26 protein-coding genes, 2 tRNA genes and 5 pseudogenes are annotated in these 25525 nt (G+C 57.3%); 22 read left to right on the forward strand and 11 right to left on the reverse strand.

Translation table 11 applies throughout. From position 1 onward, the window contains the following. Positions 1 to 480 precede the first annotated feature (480 nt). Positions 481 to 733 (reverse strand): annotated as a pseudogene (locus ACWGXE_RS07525) (IS3 family transposase); the annotation flags it as partial. A gap of 444 nt (positions 734 to 1177) precedes the next feature. Between ACWGXE_RS07525 and ACWGXE_RS07530 the strand changes: the two are divergent. From ACWGXE_RS07530 to ACWGXE_RS07560, 7 genes and pseudogenes are all read left to right on the forward strand, one after another. After that, positions 1178 to 1282, forward strand: a pseudogene (locus ACWGXE_RS07530) (hypothetical protein); the annotation flags it as partial. Between the two features lie 69 nt (positions 1283 to 1351). Further along, positions 1352 to 2124, forward strand: a pseudogene (locus ACWGXE_RS07535) (sigma-54 interaction domain-containing protein); the annotation flags it as partial. A 105-nt stretch (positions 2125 to 2229) separates the two neighbouring features. Next, entirely contained in the window at positions 2230 to 2379 is a 150-nt protein-coding gene (locus ACWGXE_RS07540; protein WP_447603895.1) for a helix-turn-helix domain-containing protein, read from the forward strand. A gap of 33 nt (positions 2380 to 2412) precedes the next feature. Continuing rightward, positions 2413 to 3291, forward strand: a complete 879-nt coding sequence (locus ACWGXE_RS07545) for a PAS domain-containing protein (RefSeq protein ID WP_447602596.1) — start codon at positions 2413 to 2415, stop codon at positions 3289 to 3291. Further along, a complete protein-coding gene (locus ACWGXE_RS07550) occupies positions 3261 to 4286 on the forward strand; it encodes a two-component system sensor histidine kinase NtrB (protein ID WP_447602598.1) in 1026 nt (341 codons plus the stop codon). Before ACWGXE_RS07545 ends, ACWGXE_RS07550 begins: the two co-directional genes overlap by 31 nt. 325 nt (positions 4287 to 4611) lie before the next feature. Next, the gene (locus tag ACWGXE_RS07555) at positions 4612 to 4998 is read left to right on the forward strand and encodes a response regulator transcription factor (protein WP_447602599.1); all 387 of its coding nucleotides are present in this window, start codon (positions 4612 to 4614) and stop codon (positions 4996 to 4998) included. Between the two features lie 261 nt (positions 4999 to 5259). After that, a pseudogene (locus tag ACWGXE_RS07560) lies at positions 5260 to 5423 on the forward strand (sigma 54-interacting transcriptional regulator); the annotation flags it as partial. A gap of 150 nt (positions 5424 to 5573) precedes the next feature. Here ACWGXE_RS07560 and ACWGXE_RS07565 read toward each other — a convergent pair. Then, complete coding sequence (locus ACWGXE_RS07565; protein ID WP_447602601.1) at positions 5574 to 5984, reverse strand: c-type cytochrome; 411 nt, start codon at positions 5982 to 5984, stop codon at positions 5574 to 5576. A 379-nt stretch (positions 5985 to 6363) separates the two neighbouring features. On the opposite strand from ACWGXE_RS07565, the gene ACWGXE_RS07570 reads away from it, so the two are divergent. Beyond that, complete coding sequence (locus ACWGXE_RS07570; protein WP_447602603.1) at positions 6364 to 7023, forward strand: L,D-transpeptidase; 660 nt, start codon at positions 6364 to 6366, stop codon at positions 7021 to 7023. On the opposite strand, the gene ACWGXE_RS07575 is transcribed toward ACWGXE_RS07570, so the two are convergent. Beyond that, positions 6984 to 7298 (reverse strand): hypothetical protein, encoded by a 315-nt coding sequence (locus tag ACWGXE_RS07575; RefSeq protein WP_447602605.1) that lies wholly within the window; start codon positions 7296 to 7298, stop codon positions 6984 to 6986. The two genes, ACWGXE_RS07570 and ACWGXE_RS07575, sit on opposite strands and share 40 nt — an antisense overlap. A 284-nt stretch (positions 7299 to 7582) precedes the next feature. Between ACWGXE_RS07575 and ACWGXE_RS07580 the strand changes: the two genes are divergently transcribed. Further along, entirely contained in the window at positions 7583 to 7984 is a 402-nt protein-coding gene (locus ACWGXE_RS07580) for a c-type cytochrome (RefSeq protein WP_447603897.1), read from the forward strand. On the opposite strand, the gene ACWGXE_RS07585 is transcribed toward ACWGXE_RS07580, so the two are convergent. Both ACWGXE_RS07585 and ACWGXE_RS07590 read right to left on the reverse strand, forming a co-directional pair. After that, the gene (locus ACWGXE_RS07585; RefSeq protein ID WP_447603898.1) at positions 7918 to 8259 is read right to left on the reverse strand and encodes a universal stress protein; all 342 of its coding nucleotides are present in this window, start codon (positions 8257 to 8259) and stop codon (positions 7918 to 7920) included. The two genes, ACWGXE_RS07580 and ACWGXE_RS07585, sit on opposite strands and share 67 nt — an antisense overlap. 205 nt (positions 8260 to 8464) lie before the next feature. After that, positions 8465 to 9415 carry a magnesium transporter gene (locus ACWGXE_RS07590; protein ID WP_447602607.1) on the reverse strand — a complete coding sequence of 317 codons (951 nt, stop codon included), beginning with the start codon at positions 9413 to 9415 and terminating at the stop codon, positions 8465 to 8467. A gap of 550 nt (positions 9416 to 9965) precedes the next feature. Here ACWGXE_RS07590 and ACWGXE_RS07595 point away from each other — a divergent pair. The 8 genes and pseudogenes from ACWGXE_RS07595 (at position 9966) to ACWGXE_RS07630 (ending at position 13989) form a co-directional block, all read left to right on the forward strand. Next, positions 9966 to 10379 (forward strand): universal stress protein, encoded by a 414-nt coding sequence (locus ACWGXE_RS07595; protein ID WP_447602608.1) that lies wholly within the window; start codon positions 9966 to 9968, stop codon positions 10377 to 10379. 182 nt (positions 10380 to 10561) lie between these two features. Beyond that, complete coding sequence (locus tag ACWGXE_RS07600; RefSeq protein ID WP_447602610.1) at positions 10562 to 10861, forward strand: hypothetical protein; 300 nt, start codon at positions 10562 to 10564, stop codon at positions 10859 to 10861. Further along, complete coding sequence (locus ACWGXE_RS07605; RefSeq protein WP_447602612.1) at positions 10837 to 11073, forward strand: universal stress protein; 237 nt, start codon at positions 10837 to 10839, stop codon at positions 11071 to 11073. Before ACWGXE_RS07600 ends, ACWGXE_RS07605 begins: the two co-directional genes overlap by 25 nt. After that, positions 11064 to 11477: a universal stress protein gene (locus ACWGXE_RS07610; RefSeq protein WP_447602614.1), complete on the forward strand. Its 414-nt coding sequence runs from the start codon at positions 11064 to 11066 to the stop codon at positions 11475 to 11477. The genes ACWGXE_RS07605 and ACWGXE_RS07610 overlap by 10 nt, the downstream gene beginning before the upstream one ends. An 85-nt stretch (positions 11478 to 11562) precedes the next feature. Further along, positions 11563 to 12573: a sodium:calcium antiporter gene (locus tag ACWGXE_RS07615; protein ID WP_447602615.1), complete on the forward strand. Its 1011-nt coding sequence runs from the start codon at positions 11563 to 11565 to the stop codon at positions 12571 to 12573. A gap of 24 nt (positions 12574 to 12597) precedes the next feature. After that, positions 12598 to 13382: pseudogene (locus tag ACWGXE_RS07620) on the forward strand (P-type ATPase); the annotation flags it as partial. 30 nt (positions 13383 to 13412) lie between these two features. Beyond that, positions 13413 to 13664, forward strand: a complete 252-nt coding sequence (locus tag ACWGXE_RS07625) for a hypothetical protein (RefSeq protein ID WP_447603900.1) — start codon at positions 13413 to 13415, stop codon at positions 13662 to 13664. Between the two features lie 34 nt (positions 13665 to 13698). Further along, complete coding sequence (locus ACWGXE_RS07630) at positions 13699 to 13989, forward strand: cation transporting ATPase C-terminal domain-containing protein (protein WP_447602617.1); 291 nt, start codon at positions 13699 to 13701, stop codon at positions 13987 to 13989. Positions 13990 to 14621: 632 nt separating this feature from the next. On the opposite strand, the gene ACWGXE_RS07635 is transcribed toward ACWGXE_RS07630, so the two are convergent. Then, positions 14622 to 14714 (reverse strand) — tRNA-Ser (locus ACWGXE_RS07635). Between the two features lie 1127 nt (positions 14715 to 15841). Between ACWGXE_RS07635 and ACWGXE_RS07640 the strand changes: the two genes are divergently transcribed. Then, positions 15842 to 16759 (forward strand): NAD(P)/FAD-dependent oxidoreductase, encoded by a 918-nt coding sequence (locus tag ACWGXE_RS07640; RefSeq protein WP_447602618.1) that lies wholly within the window; start codon positions 15842 to 15844, stop codon positions 16757 to 16759. Between the two features lie 413 nt (positions 16760 to 17172). Here the strand turns inward: ACWGXE_RS07640 and ACWGXE_RS07645 are convergent. After that, a tRNA-Ser gene (locus ACWGXE_RS07645) sits at positions 17173 to 17262 on the reverse strand. Positions 17263 to 17394: 132 nt separating this feature from the next. After that, on the reverse strand, positions 17395 to 18681 hold the full coding sequence (gene serS / locus ACWGXE_RS07650) for a serine--tRNA ligase (protein ID WP_447602620.1): 1287 nt from the start codon (positions 18679 to 18681) through the stop codon (positions 17395 to 17397). A 145-nt stretch (positions 18682 to 18826) separates the two neighbouring features. Here serS and ACWGXE_RS07655 point away from each other — a divergent pair, with 145 nt between their 5' ends. The 3 genes from ACWGXE_RS07655 to ACWGXE_RS07665 all read left to right on the forward strand — a co-directional run bounded on the left by ACWGXE_RS07655 (position 18827) and on the right by ACWGXE_RS07665 (position 21319). Next, positions 18827 to 19840: a PA0069 family radical SAM protein gene (locus ACWGXE_RS07655; RefSeq protein WP_447602622.1), complete on the forward strand. Its 1014-nt coding sequence runs from the start codon at positions 18827 to 18829 to the stop codon at positions 19838 to 19840. 13 nt (positions 19841 to 19853) lie between these two features. Continuing rightward, a complete protein-coding gene (locus ACWGXE_RS07660; RefSeq protein WP_447602623.1) occupies positions 19854 to 20234 on the forward strand; it encodes a rhodanese-like domain-containing protein in 381 nt (126 codons plus the stop codon). Between the two features lie 212 nt (positions 20235 to 20446). Then, a complete protein-coding gene (locus tag ACWGXE_RS07665) occupies positions 20447 to 21319 on the forward strand; it encodes a DUF362 domain-containing protein (protein WP_447603902.1) in 873 nt (290 codons plus the stop codon). 2 nt (positions 21320 to 21321) lie between these two features. On the opposite strand, the gene ACWGXE_RS07670 is transcribed toward ACWGXE_RS07665, so the two are convergent. Further along, positions 21322 to 21879, reverse strand: a complete 558-nt coding sequence (locus tag ACWGXE_RS07670) for an OmpH family outer membrane protein (RefSeq protein ID WP_447602625.1) — start codon at positions 21877 to 21879, stop codon at positions 21322 to 21324. A 143-nt stretch (positions 21880 to 22022) separates the two neighbouring features. After that, positions 22023 to 23276 carry an ISNCY family transposase gene (locus tag ACWGXE_RS07675; protein WP_447602626.1) on the reverse strand — a complete coding sequence of 418 codons (1254 nt, stop codon included), beginning with the start codon at positions 23274 to 23276 and terminating at the stop codon, positions 22023 to 22025. A 217-nt stretch (positions 23277 to 23493) separates the two neighbouring features. On the opposite strand from ACWGXE_RS07675, the gene ACWGXE_RS07680 reads away from it, so the two are divergent. Next, positions 23494 to 23898: a hypothetical protein gene (locus ACWGXE_RS07680; protein WP_447602627.1), complete on the forward strand. Its 405-nt coding sequence runs from the start codon at positions 23494 to 23496 to the stop codon at positions 23896 to 23898. 40 nt (positions 23899 to 23938) lie between these two features. Here the strand turns inward: ACWGXE_RS07680 and ACWGXE_RS07685 are convergent, their stop codons facing one another. After that, positions 23939 to 25522 carry an HD-GYP domain-containing protein gene (locus ACWGXE_RS07685; protein ID WP_447602628.1) on the reverse strand — a complete coding sequence of 528 codons (1584 nt, stop codon included), beginning with the start codon at positions 25520 to 25522 and terminating at the stop codon, positions 23939 to 23941. Positions 25523 to 25525 lie beyond the last annotated feature (3 nt).

Here is a 25525-nt window from a genome sequence, read left to right on the forward strand (position 1 = left end):
TTGCCCGGCGCAGTGCGAATTCCTGCTAGCTACCGAGATGCCTTACCGCTTACCAGCTCGTACGCGCCCCATCCGAGCAGAAACAACCGTGCGGCAGTATATAACCACTGGCCTTTGACAATTTGAGCAGTATCCTGCCCCAACCCTTCGCCTTACGAACCGACGGGCGAGTCCACTTCAGAACGCTCAAAAGGGCAAACGGAGTCATCCTAGGAGTCTGGTTCCCTCTTCGTTACGGAATGCCGCTCGACGATGGCGCCACAAAATGAATCATCGTTGGACCCTCTGCGAAACGTTGTTCGTCATCGTTTGGCGCAACGTACAGAGGCGACTGTCTTAGACTGCCATCGCTGCTCCGCCATAAAAAGGGAGGTAATCCTAGCACAATAGAGTGCGTAGTAAAACTTCAATAATGGAGGGCCCCTTTTCGGAGGCCGGGGGTATGCGCAATAGAGACTGAGTCACTCTCGCCGATGGGTTCTACCCCGTTTCCACGGACAGTTCAGTTAAGAGTTTCTCCGCCTGCTGTTGAACCGCCAGTCTCCGCCGCTGTCGACGGTTCTGCCAGCGCTCGATGTAGTCAAAGATATCCGCTCGCGCCTCGGCTCGCGTCCGATACTGCCGGCGGTTCACCCGCTCGCGTTTGAGCAGGCCAAAGAAACTCTCGGCGGCGGCATCATCGGCACAAACTGCCCACCGCACTCATGCTGCACGTGATGTGGTGTGCTGCTAAATCCGTAAAATCGGGGCAGAACCCCTCCACCACTTGGCGAATCACATGGACTCGTCGAAACTCTCTCCCACTCATGACGATCCTGACCTCTCTGACCATCCTGCCCTCCTGATGAGAGCCAGCAGTCTATCGAGGACATTTCTACTGTGGGAGAAGCGGACATTATCATTGTGGGATTACACTGTGAAGCATCCATCTTGACGGACGAAGACGTCGCCCGCTAGCCTTAAAGCCCTGGCCAAGTACCCGAAGGAGTTTCGAGGTGGAGTATTACGGATCGGTTCTGATCGTGGATGACGATAAGGAAATGCGCAGCCTCGTGTGTGATGTTCTCACAGACCGTGGCCACGACTGTAGTGCTGTCGCCACAGGACAACAGGCACTCCAAGAACTGAGTACGAAGGACTACACCGCGGTGCTAACCGTTTGAAAATGCACGGTATGATGGGCACTGAATTGCTCGAAGAAGTGAAGCGCACCCATCCTGAAATTGGGGTGATCTTAATGACAGCGTTTGGCTCAGTCGAAACCGCGGTTGAGGCCATGAAACATGGCGCCAGCGACTATCTCACCAAGCCGGTAAAGAGCGAGGACTTAGCCCGGGTAGTGGAGCGGGTGATGCGTGAAACCGCGCTCCGGCAGGAAGTGAATCGACTCAGGAAAGAGGTGCACAAGGAATATAGCTTTCACCAGATTCTCGGCAAGAGTAAGCCGATGCAGGCCGTGTTCGACTTGATTCAACGCGTCTCATACAGCCCGAGCAATGTGCTCATCACGGGGGAAAGCGGGACCGGCAAGGATTGGTGGCCAAGGCGATTCATTACAATAGTGATCGGAAGGAGGCGCCGTTCGTGCCGGTCAATTGTGCGGCGATTCCGGAACAGCTCCTCGAAAGCGAACTCTTTGGTCATATGCGCGGAGCCTTTACCGACGCGAAAATAGACAAGCGGGGACTGTTGGAGGAGGCTCAAAGAGGCACGCTGTTCCTGGATGAGATCAGCGAGCTGCCGCTGATCCTGCAGGCGAAGCTCTTGCGGGCGATTCAAGAAAGGGAAATCCGACGAGTCGGCGCTACGAAAACGATTCCGGTAGATGTGCGAATCATCGCCGCCACGAATCTCCATCTGGCCGAAGAGCTGAAACAGAAGCGGTTCCGCGAAGATCTTTACTACCGCCTCAACGTCATTGAGTTAAAACTACCGCCCCTTCGCGAGCGACGCGAAGATATTCCCCTTTTGGTCGAGGCCTTCCTGAGAAAGTGTGGTGAGTCGCGAGGCAAGCCGGTCAAGGCGGTTGGGGAGCCGGCGCTTGCCATGCTGGTGGATTATGGCTGGCCCGGGAATGTCCGGGAGCTCGAAAACGTCATCGAACGAGCGGTCACACTGACATGCGGTGAAACCATCGTTCCGGACGATCTGCCTCCCGCCATTCAAGGGGTGCGGCGTGACCGGCGAAGCCTTGACGAGGCGGGCGAGCGGACACTCCTGCTTCACGAAGTGGAACAGGAATATATCCGAAGGGTCCTCGAGAAGACTGGCGGCAACAAGTACCAGGCGGCGCAGTTACTCGGGATCGACCGCAAAACCTTGTATCGTAAGTTGGCCGAGATTGAAGGCGAGCCCCAGGCCGACCACGAAGAGCCGTAACCCGGGTCCCATGCGGCGGTGAAGCCGTCTCGCATGACATTTGGAAAAAATCAGAGCCTGTTGCTACAGTGCGGCGCCCTGGCGGTTCTCACCGCCGGGATATTCCTCCTCGACCTTCTGACCCCCCTCGGCATCGTCTTATGGCCTCTCTATTTTCTCCCCCTGGTCCTGACGTTTCGTTTACCTCGAAAATGGTCCCCATACTCCTTCTGCCTCCTGGTCTCCGCCTTATCCCTCGCTGCGTTTCTCTTTTCGCCTCCCGGACTGTGGCCGTTGTATGACGCAGTCAATCGCATGATCGGCCTGTCCGCTATGTGGGGGTTCACCATCCTTACGATTCGCTACAGGCGCAGCCGAACTGCGCTGATATTGACCGAAGCGAGACGGGAGCGAGCTCTGGAGGATTTGTCGGTTGAAATTAGCAAGCGGCGAGCGGCGGAGTCCGGTCAGGCTGCAGTGACCGCGGAATTGCAAGAGCTGTCCCAGGAAAAGACCAAGGCCCTAGATGCCAGAAGGCGGGCAGAAGAAGCGGCGCTGGCCGCTCGAATACGGCTCGAGGGGACTGTGCAGTCCGCAATGGATGCCATCATTACAGTCGATGAAGAACAGCGCGTGGTGCTCTTCAATCAAACGGCGGAGCAAATGTTCGGCTGCTCGGTCGAGGAGGTCATCGAACAGCTACTGGACCGCTTCATTCCCGAGCGGTTTCGGCGGGCGCATCGGGACCGTGTGAATGCGTTCGGTCAATCCGGTGTGACCAGCCGCCGGATGGGAGCCTTGGGCATAATCTTGGGGCTTCGTGGGAACGGTGAAGAATTGAGCGCAAGCGATCCGAAGAACGGGTTCCGACCGTCATCGAAGCTTTGCCGACCGGCATGCTCATGGTGGACGAAGGTGGAACCATCCTGCTGATCAATCACCAGATTGAGAGCCGGTTTGGGTACCAAAGGCATGAACTGCTCGGCCAGCCGGTCGAGATGCTGATCCCGGAACGATACCGAATACAGCACTCCGACCACAGAGCCGGGTTTTTTGCCAATCCCGAGCCACGGCAAATGGGCAGAGGTCGCGATCTCTACGGCATGCGCAAGGACGGCACGGAATTCCCGGTGGAGATTGGCTTGAATCCGATTCGAACCGTCGACGGTCTGCGAGTCATCGCTTCGGTGGTGGACATTACCGAACGAAAAGAGATCGAGGAACAGCTGCGCCGCACCGAACGAGTAGCCGAGCTCGGCACGTTGGCTTCCGGTATGGCGCATGAAATCGGCACTCCGATGAATGTCATTCTCGGTCGGGCCGAATATCTCATGAATCGCACCAAGGATGAACCCATCAAGAAGGGCCTCGAAACGATCGTGAATCAAGTGGAGCGGATCACCAGGGTGATGAACCAGTTGTTGTCGTTTGCTCGACGGCGGACGCCGGAACGACGGGCGGTGGATTTGAAACAGACCGTCGAGGTCAATCTGGAGATATTCCAGGAACGTTTGGCGCGCTATCGAATTGACGTAGAGGTGGCCTTCGAGGGGACATGCCCGCCGATCTATGCGGATGCCGATCAGATGAGCCAAGTCTTCATCAATCTGTTGATGAACGCCGTCCATGCGATGCCGGATGGAGGACGAGTCCACATTGCCGCCCGGTGCGTCGAGCCGGATATGGTCGAGTGGACGATTGCCGACACCGGCTCAGGCATTCCTCCGGATGTGGTGGCGAAGATCTTCGATCCCTTTTTCACGACCAAGGAGTTTGGAGTCGGCACCGGTTTGGGACTGACCGTCGTCAAGGGAATTATGGAGGAGCACGGCGGGTCCATTTCGGTGCAAAGCGAGCTGGGCAAAGGCTCGACGTTCAGGTTGCTGCTGCCGCGAGCGAACAAGGGAGCCGATGGCGATAGCGAATAGCAGGCCATCAGCAATCTGCTATGAGATCCTTTCCCATCCCACCATAAGCTGCCACCAGTTCTGCCCCTCGCATCCGCTATCTGCCGTCCGCTCTTCTCGCATTTCTGCCATCAACTATCAGCCATCTGCTCTTTACCTTCCGCTGTGGCATCACGCAACACAAGCCATTCTCCTAGTGGGGTTTTTGTCGCCATCGCTTTTCTGCCCTGTGATTTTTCATGCCGGTTTCGTGTGACTTCGTTAATAAGTTACGCCCCATCACTATCGGTCGTCATGGCATATCGCTTGCCTGAATACCCCAGTACGCCTATCACTGGGAGGCGACGTGACACCGGGAGAGATAAGACCAGCCGTGCTGCTCGTTGTCGAAGACGACCCTGATATGCGCAGCCTCCTTTGTGACGAACTCTGGGATGAGGGATTCCGCCTTCGGGAAGCCGCCAATGGGGATGAAGCCTTGATTGCGGTCATGGAAGCGACTCCGGATCTCATCATCACCGATCTCAAGATGCCCGCCGGTGGAGTGGACTACGTCAACCGCCTGCGGACGTTCGCCCCTAATTGTCCGATCATTCTTATGACGGCCTTCGGGGACAGCAAGACCAAAGAGCAAGTGTTGAAGTCGGGCGCGACGGCTTATTTCGACAAGCCCGTTCACCTGGCGGAGTTGAAAGCCCGCATCCGGGAGTTGCTGAACCACAGCGACGCGTGACCCGTCCATCAAGTGGGGGTTCGTGATTGCTGATTTCGTGAACTGTACGATCTCACTAGATCGCCAAATCAGTCAGGTGGAGCTTGGGACGCGAGATACGAGCGAAGGACGAACGAGGAGTTGGATGACGGAGATGGCCGGGCCACGAGGAGCCGGTCGAGCCCCTGCATTCGGCAGGTCAGGCGGTGCCGGAGCCGGACCGGTTGGGCCGGCTCATCGGGCAATCGCCGCCGATCCAGGAACTGTTTTCACATGATTCGGGTAGTCGCCGATAGTTCGGCGACTGTGTTGATCCAGGGGGGAAGCGGAACCGGGAAGGAATTGTTGGCCAAAACCATCCACCAGTTGAGTTAGCGGAGGACAAGCCCTTCGTCGTGATTGATTGTGGTTCACTGCCGGAAAGGTTGCTCGAAAGCGAGTCCTTCCTCTTTACCTCCCGACCCTGCGTGACCGGAAGACCGACATTCAGCTGCTGGCGACCCACTTATAATGGGAGATTCGGAATGCCGGTTTCGTGTCGGCGCTGTACTAAATGCGTGCTTGGGTAGCCGACAATCATGCTGCAAGCCTACGACTCATTCACCTCGTAGTTTGGACAGGTAGGCCAAAAGGTCAAAAATGTCCTCATGCGTAAGTGCCTTGTCGGGCAGCATGGCCGTACCTGAATGACCTTCCCGCATGGCTTTGAACCGCTCGCGGTCCGTCGTCAACTTGAGAGCGCGCGAATTACGGAGATCAGACGGTTTGGGATTCAGGCGGCTAATAATGTCAGTAGTCTCCCGGGATAAGGGCGGTACCTGGTTGATGTCCCCGTCTTTTCCATGACAAAAGAAGCAGATCCCTTTCCCATTGAACAAGGCTCTTCCACGCTCGACGTCACCCTGCCTGATCGCTTCCTGTCGGGAAGGCGAGCCTTCCGAGATATGGCGAACGGTTGTTGCATAGATGGAGCCGAGCGGCGTTCCTCCCACAAGGAGTATTGCCATGGCCGGCGCGAGGCTACGGGAAAGCAATCCAGCAAACGAGCTTTTGATCCAGCACCTCATGTGGTTCACCCCGCGTTTCCTTTGGAGGAGTGGCCGGTTCTATACCCGCGACGGCCCGCACGCCTTCGCGTTCGACATCATTGCCGCGGCTCCGTGCAGGGCAGTATGTCTGTGAAGGTACCCATTGAGTCAGTCTCATCTTCTTCCCCGATTCATGGGCGAAAGAAAGAACTCCAAAAGACGACGCAGGATCCGCTCGGCGCTAATGCTCATCGTGCTTACAGGTTTGATCGGGATTGCGCAACCCAGCCAGGAACACCCGGGGTCCTGTACCGTCGTCTTCCCAAGTGATACGACAATCCCATGGGACTGTCGGTACATGCCGCCAGGTGAGTTTCTGGAGAAGATATTTCGTGATCGATGGATGGACATAGCTCGATTCAATCGTATCGACCGGCGTCATGCGAGAGCCGGTGCGTTTATCAAGGTCCCGAAGCGGCTGGACGATCTGGCGGACTTCCAGCCGGTGCCCGCTGTTTATCCAGCAGCCGAACAGGAAGAGCAAGTCATTCTCATCGATTTGTCGGAGCAGTTCCTCGGCGCCTATGAGCGCGGCGCTCTGAAGTTTGACATGCCGATCACCTCGGGGAACCCGGCACATGAAACTCCGGTCGGCGAATTTCGTGTGACTGCTGCCCATCGCGTTCACCAGTCATGTCTCTACACCGTTGAGGGGACCGCTCGACCTTATCCGATGACGTATGCACTGCAGTTTTATGTAGACCGGAATGGCATTTCATATTGGATACACGGACGGGATCTTCCCGGGTATCCGGCCTCACATGGCTGCATCGGGCTCTATGATGAATCGATGCAGCAGAGGGAATATGGCGTGCCGCGCGATCCCATGCTGAGCGATGCGAAAAGGCTATTCATCTGGGCAGTAAGGAATGCACCCACAGAGGATCGAATGATTACGCTTCCACAGGGACCAAAGGTCTACATCGTCGGGCGAGCGCCCGTGTGGGGCTCCAGGTAATCGTTAAGCTTGGGAGAGTCGCCGCCGCTTTTCTTTTTCAATGAAAGATCGCGGTCAGCAAAACCCCGCGCGGCCTTCGGAAGCGAAACGATGTACCGGCCGGGCTCCTTGCGGTGTAACATCACTGCACCTTCCCGACTCAGGCGGTCGATGGCCAAGAACACCTGATTCCACGTCAGGCCGGGGCATGCGAACGCCACTTCTTCAAGCTCGCACTGCGATGACCGTACAATAATTTCCATTATTTGTTTGATGGCAGTCGGCTGCTCGCTCATCGAATCCTCCTATTTGAATGCACTGCGCATGCAGTTCCGCCTGCATGTAGAGTGCCCATCATTGCCGCGGCGCGAAAAAGCGAAAGTGCAAAAAGGTTTTCACTGACTTAGCAACCCGGACAGATGATCGAAAATGTCGGCATAGACTGGTTTGTGGCGATAGGGGGCAACCGGATGGGAAGCGGCTGTCCCCTATTTCCTCATTCGTGGGGCGTTCTTTCCGAATCGGGTAAGGCAGAAGGAATATGATTCCTTTCGGCCTTCCCTGCCGCTACACTGTCTTCATGGGCCCAAGTAATCCTTGCCTCTCATACGCCGGCGCGTGGTACTCGCACCCTGCCTTGGCAGTGTACCTCGTGCTGATCGTCACGTTCGGGGCGGCGTGTCGGACCCAAACGGCCGAGCCTGCAGTCTCTGAAGGGCGGCGTATATACAAGGAACAATGCGTGGCGTGCCATGGCCCGCATGGACGAGGGGATGGCTATGTCCTGTTTACGCCTCCGGTCGCGGATCTCACGTCTGCGGAGGTTCAGCGGAAGTCGGATGCAGAGCTGTTCAGAAGTATCCATCAAGGCCGGCCCAATACGATGATGGGATCGTGGCGCCTTGCACTTTCCGATCAGGAACTCTGGGCGGTCATCCAGTATATGAGGCACCTTGGTGACAACCATGGAACGGCGCCATAGATCATCGCCAGGCTACATGCGGCATGCCCGCGTCTCATTGAAAGACCAGGACGGGGTAGAGAGCTTGGTGCAGCACGGCATGAGAGAACACTGCCGAGCACGAAGCGCGTCACACCGCTACGCCCCCGTGAGCCCATCAAAATAACATCGGCCTCCAGCTTGTCCGCTTGCTCCAGAATCGTGGCCGCCGGACTGCCGAGCACCGCCGTACCTTTCGCCAGATGATATCCGAGGGCCTGTGCCCGGCTGATGACATCATCGATAAAATCCTGCACCGATTGAAGGCGCAAAATGCTTCAGTGCCCGCACCGCTTCATACGAATTGTCCGACGCATCGACGGCCAGCAAGATTTTCATGGAGGCGACTCCTTCGGCTCACGCCGGTCTTGGACATTGTTCGGAGAACGCTGCAAGAACCACTTCCAGGCTAGGGGCCGCCGCAGCCGGTAACGATCGGGAGATGCCGATCCATGCGGGCTCCTACCAGCGCAAGAAGATCGTCGCAATCGACAAGTAGATGGCCACACTCAGAAGATCCTGAAGGACAGTTGCCACCGGACCGCTCGCCAGGGCCGGATCGACCCCCAGCCGCGCCAGGCCGAGCGGAAGGATACTGGCGACGAGGGTCGCGACCACGGCGGTCACCGCCAGCGTGACGGCGACGACGATCGCGATCCTCATCCGTCCATCGAAGAGAAGAAATGCAAGGCCCGCAATCACCCCGATCGCCCCACCGAGCAGCAAGCCGACGGCACCCTCTCGTAAAAGTTGCGAGATGAGCGAGACCTTTCCATAGGCCAATGTTCGGACCAATATTGTTTCCGTTTGTGTCCCCACCGCGTCCGCCATATAGACGACCAACGGAAGGAAGAACGCGAGCGCGATCTCTTGCTTGAGCGCCATCTCGAACATCGCCGCCACGCCGCCGGCGAGAAAACCTCCCGTCAGCCCGATCACCAGCCAAGGAATCCTGGCACGAAATGCGGCAATCGTGTCGGGCCCCGCCGTCGGCTCCGGATGAATGGCGCCGATTCCGCCCATCCGTAGAAAATTGTCCACGTGCTCCTCATGCAAGAGCGCAAGCAGCGGCCCCATCGGAATAGCACCCAATAACCGCCGCTGACCATCCACGACCGCGACATCCGCCTCGTGGCGCTCGACCGCGAGCAAGGCGACGCGTTCGGCATTGTCGCCGGGTCGGACTTCAATCGGAGGATCGCCCTGGAGATCGACGAGTTTCCGGGCAGGATCGGTGCGCAGCAGGCGCTCCGTCGGGACCTGGCCCATGAGCTGTGATTTCTCATCGACCAAATATACGTGCCCAATTTCGGCCCAGGCGGACGAGCGCAGCGACTGAATCGCATTGCCCACCGTCTGATGGGCGGCAACACGTGGCACGGCCATGACCATGAGATCGCCCGCAGTCTTCATGCGGCTTGTCCGACAAGGTGGATGATTCCCATAGCAGTCAATGACAATTGGACGGACAGAGGATAATGTAGAGGGCAATGGCGATACCCAGGACGACGGCACCCAATAGAAGCCATTGACCTTTCGACATAGTCCACCGCTTCCTCTTAGTAGCTCGAGCATTCACTCAGCAAAACAGATGCCGTGAGATACATGGGCTCAGGCGGAGCCTTGATTCCCCGCGGCTCTGCGCTTCTCTGCTGCCATTCGCTTCAACCTTACGCCGTCAGACCTCATCCCGGAATATGTGGTGTTCCGCTACAAGGACATGACTGACACTGTAGCAGGACACCCCGGCAGAGAGCCTAAGAGCGGATAGCTGATGGCGAATGGCACGAGGACAGAGCGAGATGTGGACGGTGAATGGCACAGAACCTGAGAGTCTTCCTGTTATTAGCCATCTGCCCATCAGCCATCGGCTCCGCTTTCGTAGCCATCAGCTCTTCGCGTTCCTGTCTGGTCCATGGCATCAGCCTTGCGTGGGGATAAGGCAAGCATTGACGGATAGCGAATGCGAGGTTCAGGCACACATTCATGCCATTCGGTATCACATACCATTCGCTACAGGATAGGCTCCTTAGGGATATGGCAGACGCGCTGTTTAAGAAGATTCTGGTGTGCCCGCCGATTGCTGACATCGGATGATGCCAAGGGGGTCACGATCAAGCGGATTCTCGCGGAAGGAGTCCCTTCTGTGGAGATCGCTCGATTGGCTCGCCTGGAGAAGGTCGACCTCGTCGTGATGGGAAGTTACGGCGGGGAGGTTGGCAGTGTCGATAAGATTGCACGCACCGTCTTTCGCAGAATCGGCAGACCGTTCATAGTCGGATGCCTTGTGATCGGCTTCTGTACCCAGGGCGCTGCCCAATCGGAGCAAAACAACCGGTCGTCTGGGCGAATGAAGGGATTATTCAGAAAGAGCTGAAGCGACTCGACGCGCGAGCCAAGAAGACGATGGTGGAAGCCAAGGTTTCTGGCGGTCAAGAAGCTCAAGGGCAGGGTTGTGAGGATATAGGGTCCGATCGGGGCAACCATTCTCGACAAGGGTCCCAGACGAGACGGGCTGGTAGTCATCGGAAGCCCTGGCCTGAACGCGTTGGACGTTTCATGCTGGGCAGTGTCTCCACGCAAGTGACCTTGCACGCGCCTTGTTTCGTCCTTGTCGTCAAAGAACAATCGCGTCCGTTGAATCGCATCGTGTTTTGTGACGGATGTTCAAAGGCCGCCGATCAAGCCCTTCAGTTTCTGCTGACCAAGCTGACGCCCGATCCACCCAATCAACCGGGGAAGAGTCCCATTGAAATCGTCTTGATCCATGTCGTGCCCTTTCTCAATTATCCCGAGCTGAAGGAAACGGGAAGCGGGCATTCGTCCAAGCGGAGATGCGACGCCTCGCACGGGAGGTAGAACGGATCGCGAAGGAGACTGCCTCACTGCTGGCTTCATTCCCTGCTCTAGCGAAGGTGCGGACGGGGCGCGGTTCGCCAGCTGTGAAACTGCTGCAGCACTGCCGGCCTGGTGACTTGCTTATCGTCGGAAATCGCGGCCTCGGCGCCTTTGAGCGGTATCTGCTGGGCAGCGTATCTTTGAAGGCCCTCCCCGCAGCTCTGTGCTCGTAGCGGAAAAGTCCGCGCGGCGCATAGGCAGAGTCCTCCTCGCGATTGACGGTTCCGACGGCTCGGATAAGGCGCTGCGGTTCCTGCAGCGCAAGCTAGCGCCGGACGGTGTGGAGCTACTGGTGACCCATGTGATGCCGTTTACGCGGTATGGAGAGCTTAAAGAAGCCGGTGCAGCGATGCTTAGCCGGTACAAAGAAAGACTCGTCCAAGCGGGCTATCGCGCCAAGGAACTGATCACACTGGGACATCCGGCTGAAGAGTTCCTGAAAACGATCGAGTTGGAAGACATAGATCTAATCATCACCGGTCCGCAGGGGCTCGGGGCCCTGGGCCGATTCTTTGCGGGCCGTGTGTCGTCCCGCTTGGTGGAGTACAGCTCTTGTTCCGTGCTCGTTGTCCACTGATGGCTTCCCACCTCTGCCGGCCCTCGGGTTCGGGCCCTGTCGCTTACGTGTTGTACGATGTCTGTACGATAAAGTGGTCCCGATAATGGTCTGGCTCGCGTTCGTGATAAGCGCCGGCGTCATCGTCTATGCAGGATCGAGACTCTCGAAGTATGGAGACCGCCTTGCCGACGACAGCGGTCTCGGTGGGTTGTGGATCGGCGTGGTCCTGATGGCTGGTGCGACCTCGTTGCCTGAGGTTCTGACGACGGTCAGCGCCGCTTTATTGGATGCACCGGATATCGCCGTAGGAGACCTGCTGGGAGCGGGACTCACCAACATGCTGACGTTGGGGATCATCGATCTCCTGCATCGGCACAAGGGTGTTTGGAGGCAGGCGGCGCTGGAGCAGACGCTCATCGCCGGCCTCGCGGTCGCACTGACCAGTTTGATTGCGTTGAGCCTGCTCATTCGGCCGGGATGGATGGTTTGGGGAGTCGGGCTCGACACGCTCTTCGTGGCCATCATGTACGTGTTAGGGATGCGAGTGGTATTCCGGCAGGAAGACATGCGGCGGCGAGAGGGTCAACGGGAACGGACCCTCGCTCCGAGAAGCGCAGACGAGCGGCGTGACACACGTCGAGATCGAATCCGGCATAGTGCAACCCGGTTCGCGCTTGCTGCGCTGACCCTCTTGACCGCTGCGCCCATCTTGGCTTGGTCGGCCAGAGAAATTGCCTTCATCACCGGCATCAGCAGCACGTTTGTCGGCACGTCGTTGGTGGCAATCACTACGTCGTTGCCCGAACTCGTGAGCGCGGTCAGCGCCGTGCGTCTGGGAGCGTTCGATTTGGCTGTCGGCAATTTGTTTGGCAGCAATGCATTCAACATGTCGGCGACATGCCTGGCAGATGCTGCATACCGATCTGGCCCGCTGCTGAGCGTAGCGAGCAGCACCCATGCCGTAACCGCCGTGGCGGGGGTCCTGCTCATGACCATCGGCTTGATGGGCATCGTGTATCGGGCGGAGAAACGGTTCTGGCTGATCGAGCCGGACAGTGTGCTGATGATCCTCGGCTACATCATTGTTCTTGGCTTATTGTATCGGCTTGGTTGATTCGGCGCTAACCTTGAGTCCGGCTTGACGAGCGGGGAGGCCGAGCGCCGTCTCGCCGCGCATGGACGGAACGAGCTTCCTGAAGCGGCGCCTCCGTCTTCACTTTCGTTATTTCTCTCGCAATTCACCAGCCTGATCATCTGGGTGCTGATCGGCGCCGAACTTGATGTGTCGGTAGCCCGCGTCTTCGGGGATGGTATGCTTCAGTCGATTCCAGCTCGCGATCTCGTTCCCGGTGACCTCATTCAGATTGAGGCCGGCGATGTTCCGGCGGACGCGCGTCTGATTGTCGCGGCCGCGTTCCAGACACAGGAAGCCGCCTTGAACGGGAATCCACGCCAACTGAGAAATTCGCCGATGCCATCCCCGCTGAAGTACCGTTTGCCGACCGACGGAATATCGCCTTCATGGGAACGGTGGCCGTGTCCGGGCGAGCGCGCGCCATTGCCGTGGCGACCGGCTTGCACACGAAATTGGGCCGCATTGCCTCCTTGCTCCATAAGGCGGTGCAGGCTAGAGAGCAGACGCCTCTTCAACGCCGTCTAAGCCAGTTTGGCCATCTGCTCCTCTGGCTGTCGCTTGGTGTCGTGACGGCCGTGTTCATCCTGGGATCGCAGCGCGGCATTCCGCCGGTGACGATGCTTCTCACTGCGGTGAGTCTGGCTGTGGCGGCGGTGCCTGAGGGACTGCTGGCCGTCGTCATCACGATTGCATTGGCCCTTGGTGTCACCCGGATGGCCAGACGTCATGCACTGTTCCGTAAACTGCCGGTCGTCGAGACACTAGGCGCCACGACCGTGATCTGCTCGGATAAGACCGGCACGCTTACGAAAAACGAAATGACCGTAACCGCCCTGTATCAAGGCGGGCAGTTGTTCACCGTGACCGGGGACGGGTATTCGCCAGTTGGAAGCATCCGGCTGGAGCAGGCAATCGTGCCGGTCGACGGGCATCCCGGACTCAGGACTTTGCTCCGAGCGGGTGTCCTCTGCAACGCGTCGGCGCTGCGTCCGGGTAAGAGCCGCTATGAGATTTTCGGCGACCCGACCGAGGCAGCCCTGTTGGTGCTCGCGGCCAAAGCTGGCTTGTGATGGAAGATGTGGAACAGCGAGGACGGTGACGTTTATGGTTCTAGCGTTTTTCCAGCTCGTACACGCCTTCAGTTGCCGAAGCGACCAGGCGTCCGTCTTTAGTCTCGGCCTGTGGACGAATAGGCAGCTGGGTCTGGGCCGTCGCCCTTTCCCCCTGCGCGCAGGTAGGGTGTGTGTGCTTCCGTGGACTCGAGACGTCTTTCATCTGGCGCCGCTTTATCCATTTCACTGGATGGTGATAGCGAGCCGCAGCGCTGTCCCGTTGGCGGCAATGGAAGTATGGAAAACAGTTCATCGCTACGAGCAACGCCGAAGCAGAACGTAGATACAGCCTACCTCATAATGACTCTTGATCGTTCTTTAACCATCTGAGCACAATCGACATGATTGCTTGTATCGCTGCGCGACCCTTCGCATCTGTCTCCGGAAATCAACGAGCCTCCGGTTGGATTTATAAACTGGAGCATCGAAAAAATTCTGCGTTGCAGATTGGACACGCGGTGGCCCATTGGGGAATTATGAGAAAACGCTCTCACGGAAAGACTCTGATAATCTGCCAACACAAAAAGGCAGTCCGGAGCAAGAGAAATGATCTTGGCCGGCCATGGAACCCAGTGATCGTGAACGTCCCATCATTGAAAGTGCCAACCAGCTCCCACTTACCACAGAAAAAGCCCCACACAGACGGAAATTGAGAATAATTTGAAAGGGATCGAGAAGGAGAGAACTAAACTCACAAAGGGGCTAAGGACTTTTCAGGGCTGCGCTCTGCCAACTGAGCTAGTTCGGCACGTTGCGATTAACTGGGCAGGACACAGCGAACTCATGTAACAGGAACGGGCATCAAAATCAAGGAGATCAGCGGCCTGGGATGAATTCGAGCTTCTGCGTTGATTCGTCCTCATGATTTCGCCTAGCGTGTAATTGTGTCGCCGGGGTTAGAACTGGCGAGGTGTGTGGCGGAGAGGGCGGGATTTGAACCCGCGACAGAGCTTTTGGCCCTGTGACGGTTTAGCAAACCGTTGCCTTCGGCCGCTCGGCCACCTCTCCGCAAGACAGAACATCGCCGCTCGGGATACGAGATGGCGTGTTAATTTTAGTAGAAAGGATAATACCTCAGACACCGGAGACCGCTCAAGTGAATTGGTGGCGCTCCGGGCAGGATGGAAACGCTTTTCTTTGGCGCCGGTAAACTCAGCCGATTGTCGTATGAAGGCGGAGGGAAGAGATCATCAACAAGCGATGAGTCCGCAATACCCACGCGCTATATCTACATCCAAAGGATTCGCCCCAGATCGTCATCTAATTCTTTTGGACGTTGGCATTGAATGCAGCGGGCCAAAATTCGATTGTCGTCGGAAGGCGAGGACGCGCGAAGGATAAGTTGATACTTATAACCGCCGCAGAACGGGCATGCTTTTCCTTTGAGCTCCCTGCGGATTGAACCGATTTTTCCCAATTGTCGATGCATGGTACCCTCCCGTCCAAAGAGACGTGCAGACTGGGGGAAGATACTGCTTGGATTGTATTGCTGACATACCGTGAAGGTGGGGATGCCCTATTTTTTAAGGAAGATCAATTCATTGTAATAAAGTCCTTTAATTATAATCAGTTATAATAAATAAGTGATGTAGTTGATTGCAGTTTATCGAGGCTGGAAATTATACAGAAACACAATGGGCTTTATGGGTGAAGGCAGATCTCACCAGGAGGATGCCGAGATCTCTTGCTGCCCTGGGGTGGGCACGGCCAAAGCAGACACCTTCACCCTGTTTCAATCAAACACGAAATCCGGCTACTGGCAAGTCAGTAATAAACCCGAGTCGGAGCGGAATCGAAATGTGTGCCCTTTCCAATACGAGGCGAACAGATCGACGCCGGGTGGCCCGCGACTTTCCGTTGTCCCCTCGTCACCGACAAACATCAATTCCGACTTCAGATCGATGGCCCATAATGTCGTGATGAATGCGATGCCATCTGGACCCGGTGATGGGGCTATCAGCTCGCCTCGTCTGATCTTTTGAAAATGGAGTTAAATCGGACACGCGATAGAACAAAATTCGACGCAGTCCCAAGTTTTGAACCTCCGATACTTTTTTGTCGAGTTGTAAATGACTATAGTAATAGACTCTGGCGTGCCTACCACACCTCGCGCCGCTTCAGAAGGGGTCGAACCAATGTACGACGTCATCATCATCGGCGGAAGCTATGCGGGCCTCGCAGCGGCGCTCCAGTTGGTGCGAGCGCGTAGACGCGTGCTCATCCTCGATGCAGGTCAGCGGCGGAATCGCTTCGCGCACCACTCACACGGGTTTCTTGGCCAGGATGGACAACCGCCGGAGGCCATTGCGGCCAAGGGACGATCCGAGGTCCTTGCATACCCCACCGTGACTTGGCGCGAGGCGCTCGCGACCGAGGCTCGCCCCATTTCAGACGGGTTTGTCGTGCGTGCGGGCTCCGACGAGCATGAAGGAAAACGTCTCATTCTCGCAACCGGCGTCGTCGACGAGCTTCCTCCCATTCCCGGGCTGGCTGAGCGGTGGGGCAAGCAAATCTTCTACTGTCCATACTGCGACGGTTACGAATTTGAGATGGGGCGCCTCGGCGTGTTGGCGACGAGCGACGCATCGACGCGCTTCGCCCTCCTGGTTTCCGAGTGGGGAGGAGTCGGGAAGACCACATTCTTCCTCAATGGCACCGTTGAGCCGGAGGCGGAGCAACTCGTCGCGCTGGCATCGCGTAACATTGCGGTCGAGCGCGAGAACGTCGTGGCGGTTGCTGGGAAGGAGCGTGCTATGGAGGTGCGTCTCGGCGATGGGCGTTCGAGCGAGCTAGACGGGCTCTTTCTTCTCCCTTGCACACGAATCAACAGTCCCTTCGCAGAGCAGCTTGGATGCGAGCTGGAGATGGGGAAGCATGGCCCCCTTTACAGGACCGACGAGACGAAGGAGACAACTGTTGCGGGCGTGTTCGCGTGCGGCGATGCCGCGCTTACAATGCCGTCGGTGGCGTTCGCTGTTGCGGACGGCGTGAGAGCGGGCAAATTTGCGCACCAGTCGCTCGTCTTTGGAGCAGCGAAAAAGGAGAAGACGTGAGCTCTACGCTTTTCCCTCGCGATGGAAGTATTTCGGGCTTCAACTTTCGACCCGGTGGAGGATTCAGCCTAGACTGTCATCGGTCGTCTGGCAGGAACTCGGGATGATGCTGCTGCGGGCCGATCGGTCCACCGAGGCGGAAGAGGTATCTCGGGATCTGAGCCCTTTCCGGACAACGGCTGTTGTGTGGCCTGGAACTGGACGCTGGCTAGCACGGAAGGATGAGGCTGACGGTGTAAAGACGAAGTTCAACACCGTCTGGTTAAGCGCGGACATCGACGTGCCAATACAAATGCGGAGTCATGGTAGAATTTTCGCTCTACCTCGCAAGTAAAGCCGCCGGTCCTATTCACGCCACCGAGAGTCTCACCGACCCCGTTCCAGATGAAGAAAACTTTTTGCTGCGGAAAATATGGCGGAGGGGGCGAGATTTGAACTCGCGGTCCAGTTACCCGGACTCCGGTTTTCAAGACCGGCACGTTCGGCCGCTCCGTCACCCCTCCACAACGAAATTGCATGGAATCACTTTTCCGCCGGCGCCTTCTTCCCGGAACACGGCTGACTGATCCCAAACATCGTCAACTCTTTCGCATCCCGATTCGTTCATGGAAATGAGAGGGATGACACCTTATACATCAGGATTGTGTAAGGCGTTCTATTCCTCCCATATACGGTTTCAGCGCTTCGGGAACCAGAACGGATCCATCCGGCTGTTGATACTGTTCGAGTAGCGCCACCATGGTTCGACCGACGGCCAGTCCCGATCCATTCAAGGTATGAACAAAATCCGGTTTGGCGTCCTTCGTGGAGCGGCCTGGTCTAAACCGGATGCCGGCGCGCCGAGCTTGGAATGCCTCGAAATTGCTGCAGGAGGAAATTTCTCGAAACGTATTCTGCGACGGCACCCATACTTCAATATCATAGGTCTTGGCCGCCGCAAAACCCATATCCCCCGTGCAAAGCGCCATCACGCGATAATGCAGTCCCAGTTGTCGCAAGACAGATTCCGCATTGGATGTTAACCGCTCCAGCTCTTCATACGAGTCTTCGGGCCTGGTCAAGCTGACGAGTTCGACTTTATTGAATTGGTGGAGGCGGATGAGTCCCTTGGTGTCTTTCCCATAAGACCCTGCTTCACGCCGAAAACACGGCGTGTACGCAGTGTAGCGAAGCGGCAGCTTCTCCTCAGTCAAAAGTTCATCTTGATGTATGTTCGTCACCGGCACTTCAGCCGTCGGGATCAAAAAGAGTTCCCCCGCATCGACTCGGAAGAGATCCTCTTCGAACTTGGGAAGTTGTCCGGTCCCGGTCATCGACGCCTTGTTCACGAGGAACGGCGGAAGCACTTCCCGATAGCCGTGCCGGCCGGTGTGGAGATCGAGCATGAAGTTGATGAGCGCGCGCTCGAGTCTGGCGCCGGCCCCTTGCAGGAGAGCGAAGCGGGCACCGGCGATTTTTGCCGCGCGATCGAAATCCAGAATGTCCAGCGCTTCCCCCAGATCGACATGATTTCGGACAGGACCGGTAAGCTGGGGCGGCGTTCCCCAGCGTCGAACCTCGATGTTCTCATCGGATGTTTTGCCTAACGGAACCGATTCGTGCGGCACATTCGGAATGCGCAGCGCCAAATCAGCCAGCCGTGTTTCTACCTCCCGCAGCTGCTCTTCCAAGCCTTTGATGCGGGTGCCCAATTCTTTCATGACCGCCATGAGTTCGTCGGCCGGCTGTCGCTCTCTCTTCAGCCGTGCCACCTCGTCCGATCCTTTCTTGAGCTGATGGCGATGCTGTTCCACCTGGGTGGTGAGTGTTCGCCGTTCTGCAATGACCTTGTCGAGGTCGGACCAAGCCACGTCGGATGCGCGGTCTCCAAGCCGGTGTCGAAGTGCATCAAGATGGTCGCGAAGATAGCGGAGATCGTACATGCCCTATATCTCACAATAGGCGGAGCGGATCGGAATCTAGCATCCGGTCCCGGCTTAGTCAAATGAACGGGCGGGCTCAGATTCAAGAACGATCCGTCCCGCAGAAGAGTTGACAAGGTCATGACAAGGAGCCCACGATATCGTCATGAAAAGCATTTCCAATCCGCAAAACCCATTTGAACCGCTCACGCGGGAGCGCCTCGAGCCATCCGGTCGAGTTGAGCTGCAGGTGTTCGCCGACCATACGCGCGAAATACTCAGCCGCAATGAGAGCCCCGATCTGCCGTTTCGTTGGAGCCTGAATCCGTATCGCGGATGCTTTCATGCTTGCGCCTATTGTTATGCTCGACCTTCCCACGAGTATTTAGGTTTCGGCGCCGGTACGGACTTCGAATCCAAACTCGTCGTCAAACCCGACGCGCCGCTCTTGCTTCGCAGGACGTTCGACAAGCCGGCCTGGACGGGCGAGTATATCGTATTTTCGGGAAACACCGACTGCTATCAGCCGCTGGAGGCGAAATATGGGATCACACGCGCGTGCCTCGCCGTCTGCGCGGAATACCGAAATCCAGTCGCCATTATCACCAAGAGCGCGCTCGTGACCCGCGATCTTGATGTACTCTGCTCCTTGCAGCAGGAAGCCTCGATTCAGGTCTATTTCAGCATCCCGTTTACGGATGATGACATCGCCCGCAAAGTCGAGCCCCAGGCGCCGTCGATCTCCAAACGTCTTGAGGCCATGAAGGTCCTGTCCGAAGCCGGAATTCGCACCGGCGTCTCGATTGCGCCGATCATTCCAGGGCTCAATGAAAACGACATCCCAGAGGTGCTGAATCGGGCGAAAGCCGCGGGAGCGACTGCCGCCGCCTGCATCCCGCTGCGGTTATCTGGAAACGTGGAGCGAGTGTTTTTTGAGCGGATGGAACAAGCCTTTCCCGAACGGATCAACAAGATCATCAACCGCATCCGAGATATCCGCGGCGGTAAATTGACGGAAAGCGCCTTTCACCAACGCCATCAGGGAATCGGCACGTACTGGCAGATGATCGAACAGTTGTATGAAGTCAGTCGGCGGCGGGTCGGATTTTCGGATGAGAAGTGGGACATCCCAAATACGTTTCGTCGTCCCGGTGCCGAACAGACCAATCTATTCACTTGAAGGGGAGGAGATCGTGAAACACAATCCAGGATTCATGCAACTCGTACAGCAGGCCAAACAAAAGGTACGGGAATGTTCGGTTGCCGACGTGAAGGCAAAATTGGATCGGGGCGAGCCGTTTCACTTCCTCGATGTCCGGGAAGACCATGAATTTCACGTCGACCATGCCAAAGGAGCCGTCCATTTGGGAAAGGGCATCATCGAGCGAGACATCGAGACTCAGATCGCAGATAAGGACGCTCCCATAATCCTTTACTGCGGCGGAGGATTTCGATCTGCTTTGGCCGCGGACAGCCTCCAGCAGATGGGATATCGCAACGTCGTTTCCATGGATGGAGGCATGAGGGCGTGGCGGGAGGCCGGCTATCCTATCGAGAAGACGTCAGAACGTTGATGTGGGATTCTTCTCGTCGCGAATTCTTTGCTCGCCTGGCATGCGGTTTTTCGCTTCTTCCGCCGCTCCTCAACTCCCCGCAATCACTCTGGCGGCAGCTTCTCTTTGACCCCGATGGCCCACTCGTACCGGTCAAGCCGGTTCCTTCTAATGTCTTCACTAGAAACGGCAAATCACTCGTCGCTATCGTGCATGGAAAGAATCTCCGTGTGATGCTCCAGACAGGCCTAAGCCTCTTGGGAGGGATTGAAAAGTTGAAACCCCAAGATAGGAGCATTCTCATCAAACCGAACGTGTTAAACGACCGGCCTCCACCCTCCACGACAAGCGCATCCGTTGTGGAAGCCGTCGTCGAAGTCTTCCACCCATCCGGCGCCAAGCAGGTCACGGTGGGAGATGGTTCCGGCATCATTAGATTACCGACGGCCGATAATTTGATCGCGACGGGAATCCGGGCGGCGGCCGAGCGTGGCGGCGCGGCGGTCCTTGCGTTGGAAGAACAGCCCTGGGTCTGTGTCGAACCGCCGCACGCTGAGGCCATCCGGCGATATTTTATCTCACGGCCTGTCTATGAGGCGGATCTTCTCATCAATGTGCCGGTCATTAAGACCCACCGGTTTGCCGAATACTCCTGCAGCTTGAAGAATATTGTCGGAGCGATCCACCCTCGATACAGGCCTTCCGTCACGTTTCTTTCGGGCAATTGGCATGAACGGATCGCCGAGCTGAATCTGGCTGTCCATCCGCAGTTGACGATTGCAGACGGAACGACCGTGATGATTGCGGGCGGCCCCACCAGCGGGACGTCGGTCGTGGCGGATCTTCTGCTCTTGAGCGGCGATCGTGTGGCATTGGATGTAATCGCCATGGGACTCTTGCGGGCGTACGGAGCGTGGCCGAAAGTGCAGGGAATGCGGATCGAATCGCAGCGGCAGATCAAGCGGGCGGCCGAACTCGGTCTTGGTGTTCATGAGGCGGAGCGCATTGAGCTGGTGAGTCAGTCGGTCGAACACAGCGCGCCCGATTTCGAGCGGCTGGTAGGCCGGATTCGCGAAGACGTATTTCGGGACAGGAAGAGCGGCTGAAGCTATTTATTGACTCGGTCGAATTCTTTGATTACCTGATCGGTGAGGTCGATCGTATCTTTATTGTAGATGACGATCTTCACCGTCTGTTCGCTTCCCTTGTCCAGGACGAGCTGAAAGCCGCCTTTATCGGCCACGGTCTGCGTGGCGGCGGCGATTTTTTTCATATATTCGTCGACGAGTTCCTTCTGTTTTGTCTGCAATTCCTGGTTAAACTCCTGTGCGCGCTTCTGATAGTCCTGAATTTTGCTGCGGAATGAGGTTTCTTTATCCTTCTTCTCAGTTTCGCTCAACTTCGGGGCCTGCTCCTTAATCTGCTTCTCAATGTTCCGTAGTTCCTCTTCATCACGCGAAAGCAATTTCTGACGGGTGGAGACGTATTCTCGAAGTCCATCGAGCGCGCGCTTGCCGGCTTTTGTTTTTTCCAAAATCACCTGAGGATCAATGACACCCATTTTAAATTCTGCTGCAAGAATTTCGGGCGCAGCTCCAAAAAGACCTAGCGCCAACAACGTCGAGGCTGCGATGGTTCGGCTCGCCCGGTTCAATCTCACCACCATAAGACACTGCTCCTTTCTGCGACAGAAACATCCAGTAAACTTGTGGAGAATAGCTGTCGCATGCCAAGGTGTCAAGCGGGCTGGGGAAGGATGTCAACCCCAAGTAGAAATGTCCTCTTCTTCCCCAAGTAGAAATGTCCGGTTTATGTTCGGGCCTCCGCCGCGTGGCGTTCTTGTTCAGGCAGAAGCCGTTTGCGCCACGGATGATCCGCTGCCGGCTTGACTGGGCGCTGAGGGCGGTGGACTGTTGGGGCATCAGCGGCACGCACCGGACGCGTGGCGATAGCCGCATGGTCGAGCCTCCGGCCCTGATGTGTGATGCAGAGCGTCCCATCCACGCGTTCTTCCACCAGCACGTGGGTCGCCCGGACATTGGTCTGAACCTGATAGAGCTGCCCGTGGTGGACCACAGTCCAATCGCGGCGCAGGACCCGCGGGGTCTTCAGACACAGCATGCGATCGAGATCTCGGCCGGCCGGAACCGGTCGATGCAGATCGGCGGGCTGCGCGGGCAGCACGGCAAAGCGTTGGTTGTACCGCGGCAGATACTCCTCCAAGAAGCGGTTCGCGGCCTCCAGCGTCGTGATCCCGGCGAGGCGCAGTTCCTTGACCAGCCGATCCTGGAAGGTGGCAAACAGCCGCTCCACTCGACCTTTGGCCTGCGGCGAATGGGCAGGAATCACCGTGACGCCCATCTCCACGAGGCTCCGCTCAAACTGACTCTGGGGCGTGCGGCCTTCAAGCTGGTCGTCCACCGTCGGCTCGGCCGGCGACTTGTAGGTCGTATGCTTGTCCGTGTAGACGGCCAGCGGAAGGCCATGTTGCTTCACATAGCGCCCAAAGCTGTCCAACGCCGGGATGGTCCCTTCGTACTCATAGAATCGGGCATAGACGCGACTGCTTGCATCGTCGATGTAGGCCATGAGCACACCGCGGGGGCCGCGCCCTTCCAACCAGTCCTGGTGCGAGCCATCCATCTGGAGCAACTCGCCCACGTGCGCGTGGCGCGCCCGCCACGCCCGATGCGGACGCTTGCGCCGCTGAAAATGCTGCACCCCTTGCTCGAGGAGCCAGCCCCGCAACGTCTCCGGGCTCACCGCGATCCCATGCCGCTCGGCCAACTTCTCCGCTGCCAACGTCGGGCCAAAATCCCCGTACCGCTTCTCATACAGCCGGAGCACCCGCGCCTTGACCGGCTCCGCGATCCGGCGATTTGACGGCTGGCCCCGTCCCCGATGCGCCAGCCCCTGGTCCCCCGCCTGCTCCACCCGCTTGATCAGTCGCCGGATCTGGCGGGCTGTCAGCCCCAACAGATCACCGGCTTTCTCTTGCGTGATGCGCTTTTCCCTGACCTGGCGAATCACATGCACCCGCCTCGACTCCTTTCCACTCATCATGACCCTGTCCTCTCCGACCATCCGGCCCTCCTTGTGAGGGCCGGCAGTCTAGCAGTGAAGAGGACATTTCTATCTTGGTCAAAGCGGACATTATCATTTTGCGATTACAGCGGGCTGGGGAAGGAGGGCCCCGGTTTGACAGGTTGCTGGTCAGTCGATAAGCTCGGCCTGTGCTGCCGCAAGAATTGAGATCGAAGTTGAACGAAGGAGGCCATGCGTGATATCAGCCGATGAAAAGGTGACTCACCAGCAATTTATTCGAGCCTTGCAACATGAGCCTGTCGCCTGCGGCCGTCCCGGCTGCGCGGGTCCTGTTGAGACCACGGACATTTCCCAGACGCGCGATCGACTCAAAACTTTTGATCTGCGATGCCGGCAATGCGGCTGGCATGTGCAATTGAACGGGAAGCAACAGCTTGCGCCGCAATGGGATGATGCCTCTTTGCTGATGATGGCGGATGAACATTTGATGCACCAACAGCCGCTGTGTTCATTCGATGAGACGCCGGTGGTGTTTACCTCGTTGCCCAATCCCAGGCGACGAGCCCGGTATCGCATTTCTTGTTTTTATTGTGGCCGGCAGGCGGAAATGGACTGGCCTCCGCCCGAAGCCAAGCGTTGAAGAGGAGTCAGCCCGATTAACTGGATCTGACGAGGCAGGTTCAGACAAAGTAACGGCTGGTGTCGAAACGATATTCGGTATTGTCCACGAGCCGGACGATGCTGTATGGATGCGCGCCGAAATCGTCCTGGCGGGCGAGATCGAGTTCAGGTCCGTCCTCGATTGCATTGCCTTCCGTGTCGGTAATCACACGAACCAGCGGGCGTTCGGCGTTCACCTTGTCCGCGGCGGGCTTCATCACCACGGCCAATTGATTTGAATCGAGCAACACGAGGGTGCCGATGGGGAGAATACCGACGCAGTTGACGAAGAGCTTGAGGAGAACTGGATCGAACGCCGTTCCGCTCTTGGAAAACATCATGCTGAGCACCTTGGCCGGCGGGATCGGCTCGCGACGGTAGACGCGGGAGGACGTCATGGCGTCGTAACAGTCGGCGATCATGAGAATCCGGCCGGTCAGTGAAATTTTCCACGGAACCGACAATTTGGGGTAACCGGTGAAATCGCAGTTCATATGGTGTTCGAAGGAGGCCGCGGCCATTCTGGCCGGCAAGCTGGTAATCCCGCGTAATTTAGTGAGATCGAGCACGCCCTGCGTGGGATGGCTTCGCATGGCGGTCCACTCGGCTTCCGTGAACTCACCCGGTTTGTTCAACACGTCGATCGGGATGCTGCTTTTCCCCATGTCATGGAACAGGGCAGCCAGGCCGAGATCGGCGAGTTCGACCTTCGGATAGCCGGCCCGGTTTCCCAAGGCGACGGATAAAAGCGAGACATTGACAGAGTGATTGTGCGTGTATTGGTCGTGGCAGCGGAGGCTCGTCAGGCCGAGCATAGCCGCTTCGTCATGCAGCATCAGTTCGACGATATTCTGGATCGCCCGCTTGGCCTGTTTGAAACTAATGGTCCCCCCGCGCCGAACCGTATGAATCAAGTCTCCGACCGCTGCGGCCGCATTGGCATATCCGCTTTTGGCTCGTCCCTTGGTCTGTTGATCGCCGTCTGTTCGCAGTTCTTGATGTCCGCCTGATCCGGACGGCGAGCCTGCGTCGCTGGGATGCCGGATCTGCAACACTCGGGGCTCTTCCAACTCAATGCCCTTCACCGCTGCCTTAGTCATCGCCTCCGTCAATTGGTCCAGGGTATGGGTATCGGGATCCAGGCTGATGAAGAGATAGGCCCATTCGCGAAGGTCTTTTGATTCAACCGCCGATGAGAACGACACGCCGCCGACCTTCCATTTATTCAGGAACTCGATGATGCTCGTAAACACCGCCATTTGCTGCGAACTCATCTTAAGGTGGCTGTCTCCGAGGAAGAGAAAGTCATTCTGCAGGCGCAGGACGATCGGATGATCGGTCGCCAATGTTTTGATCAGCACGAGCATGGCTTCGACCGGTTTATCGAGCGCGGCATTCTTGGGGCCGTGAATCTTGGCCGTTTTGATCAGCACATTGAGCTGCGTCACTAATTGGATACCAAGCATCGCCAATTGCTGGTCGAGAATATCGCCCGCCTCCGATCCTTTGGCGATTTTGTTAGCCAAAGACCCTTCATGCGTGAGGATCGGATGCGCATGCGCGTCTTCTGCGGCGGACGGGACGGCGGGACGGATTTCGGTCACGGG

The sequence above is a fragment of the Nitrospira sp. Nam80 genome, assembly GCF_965152575.1.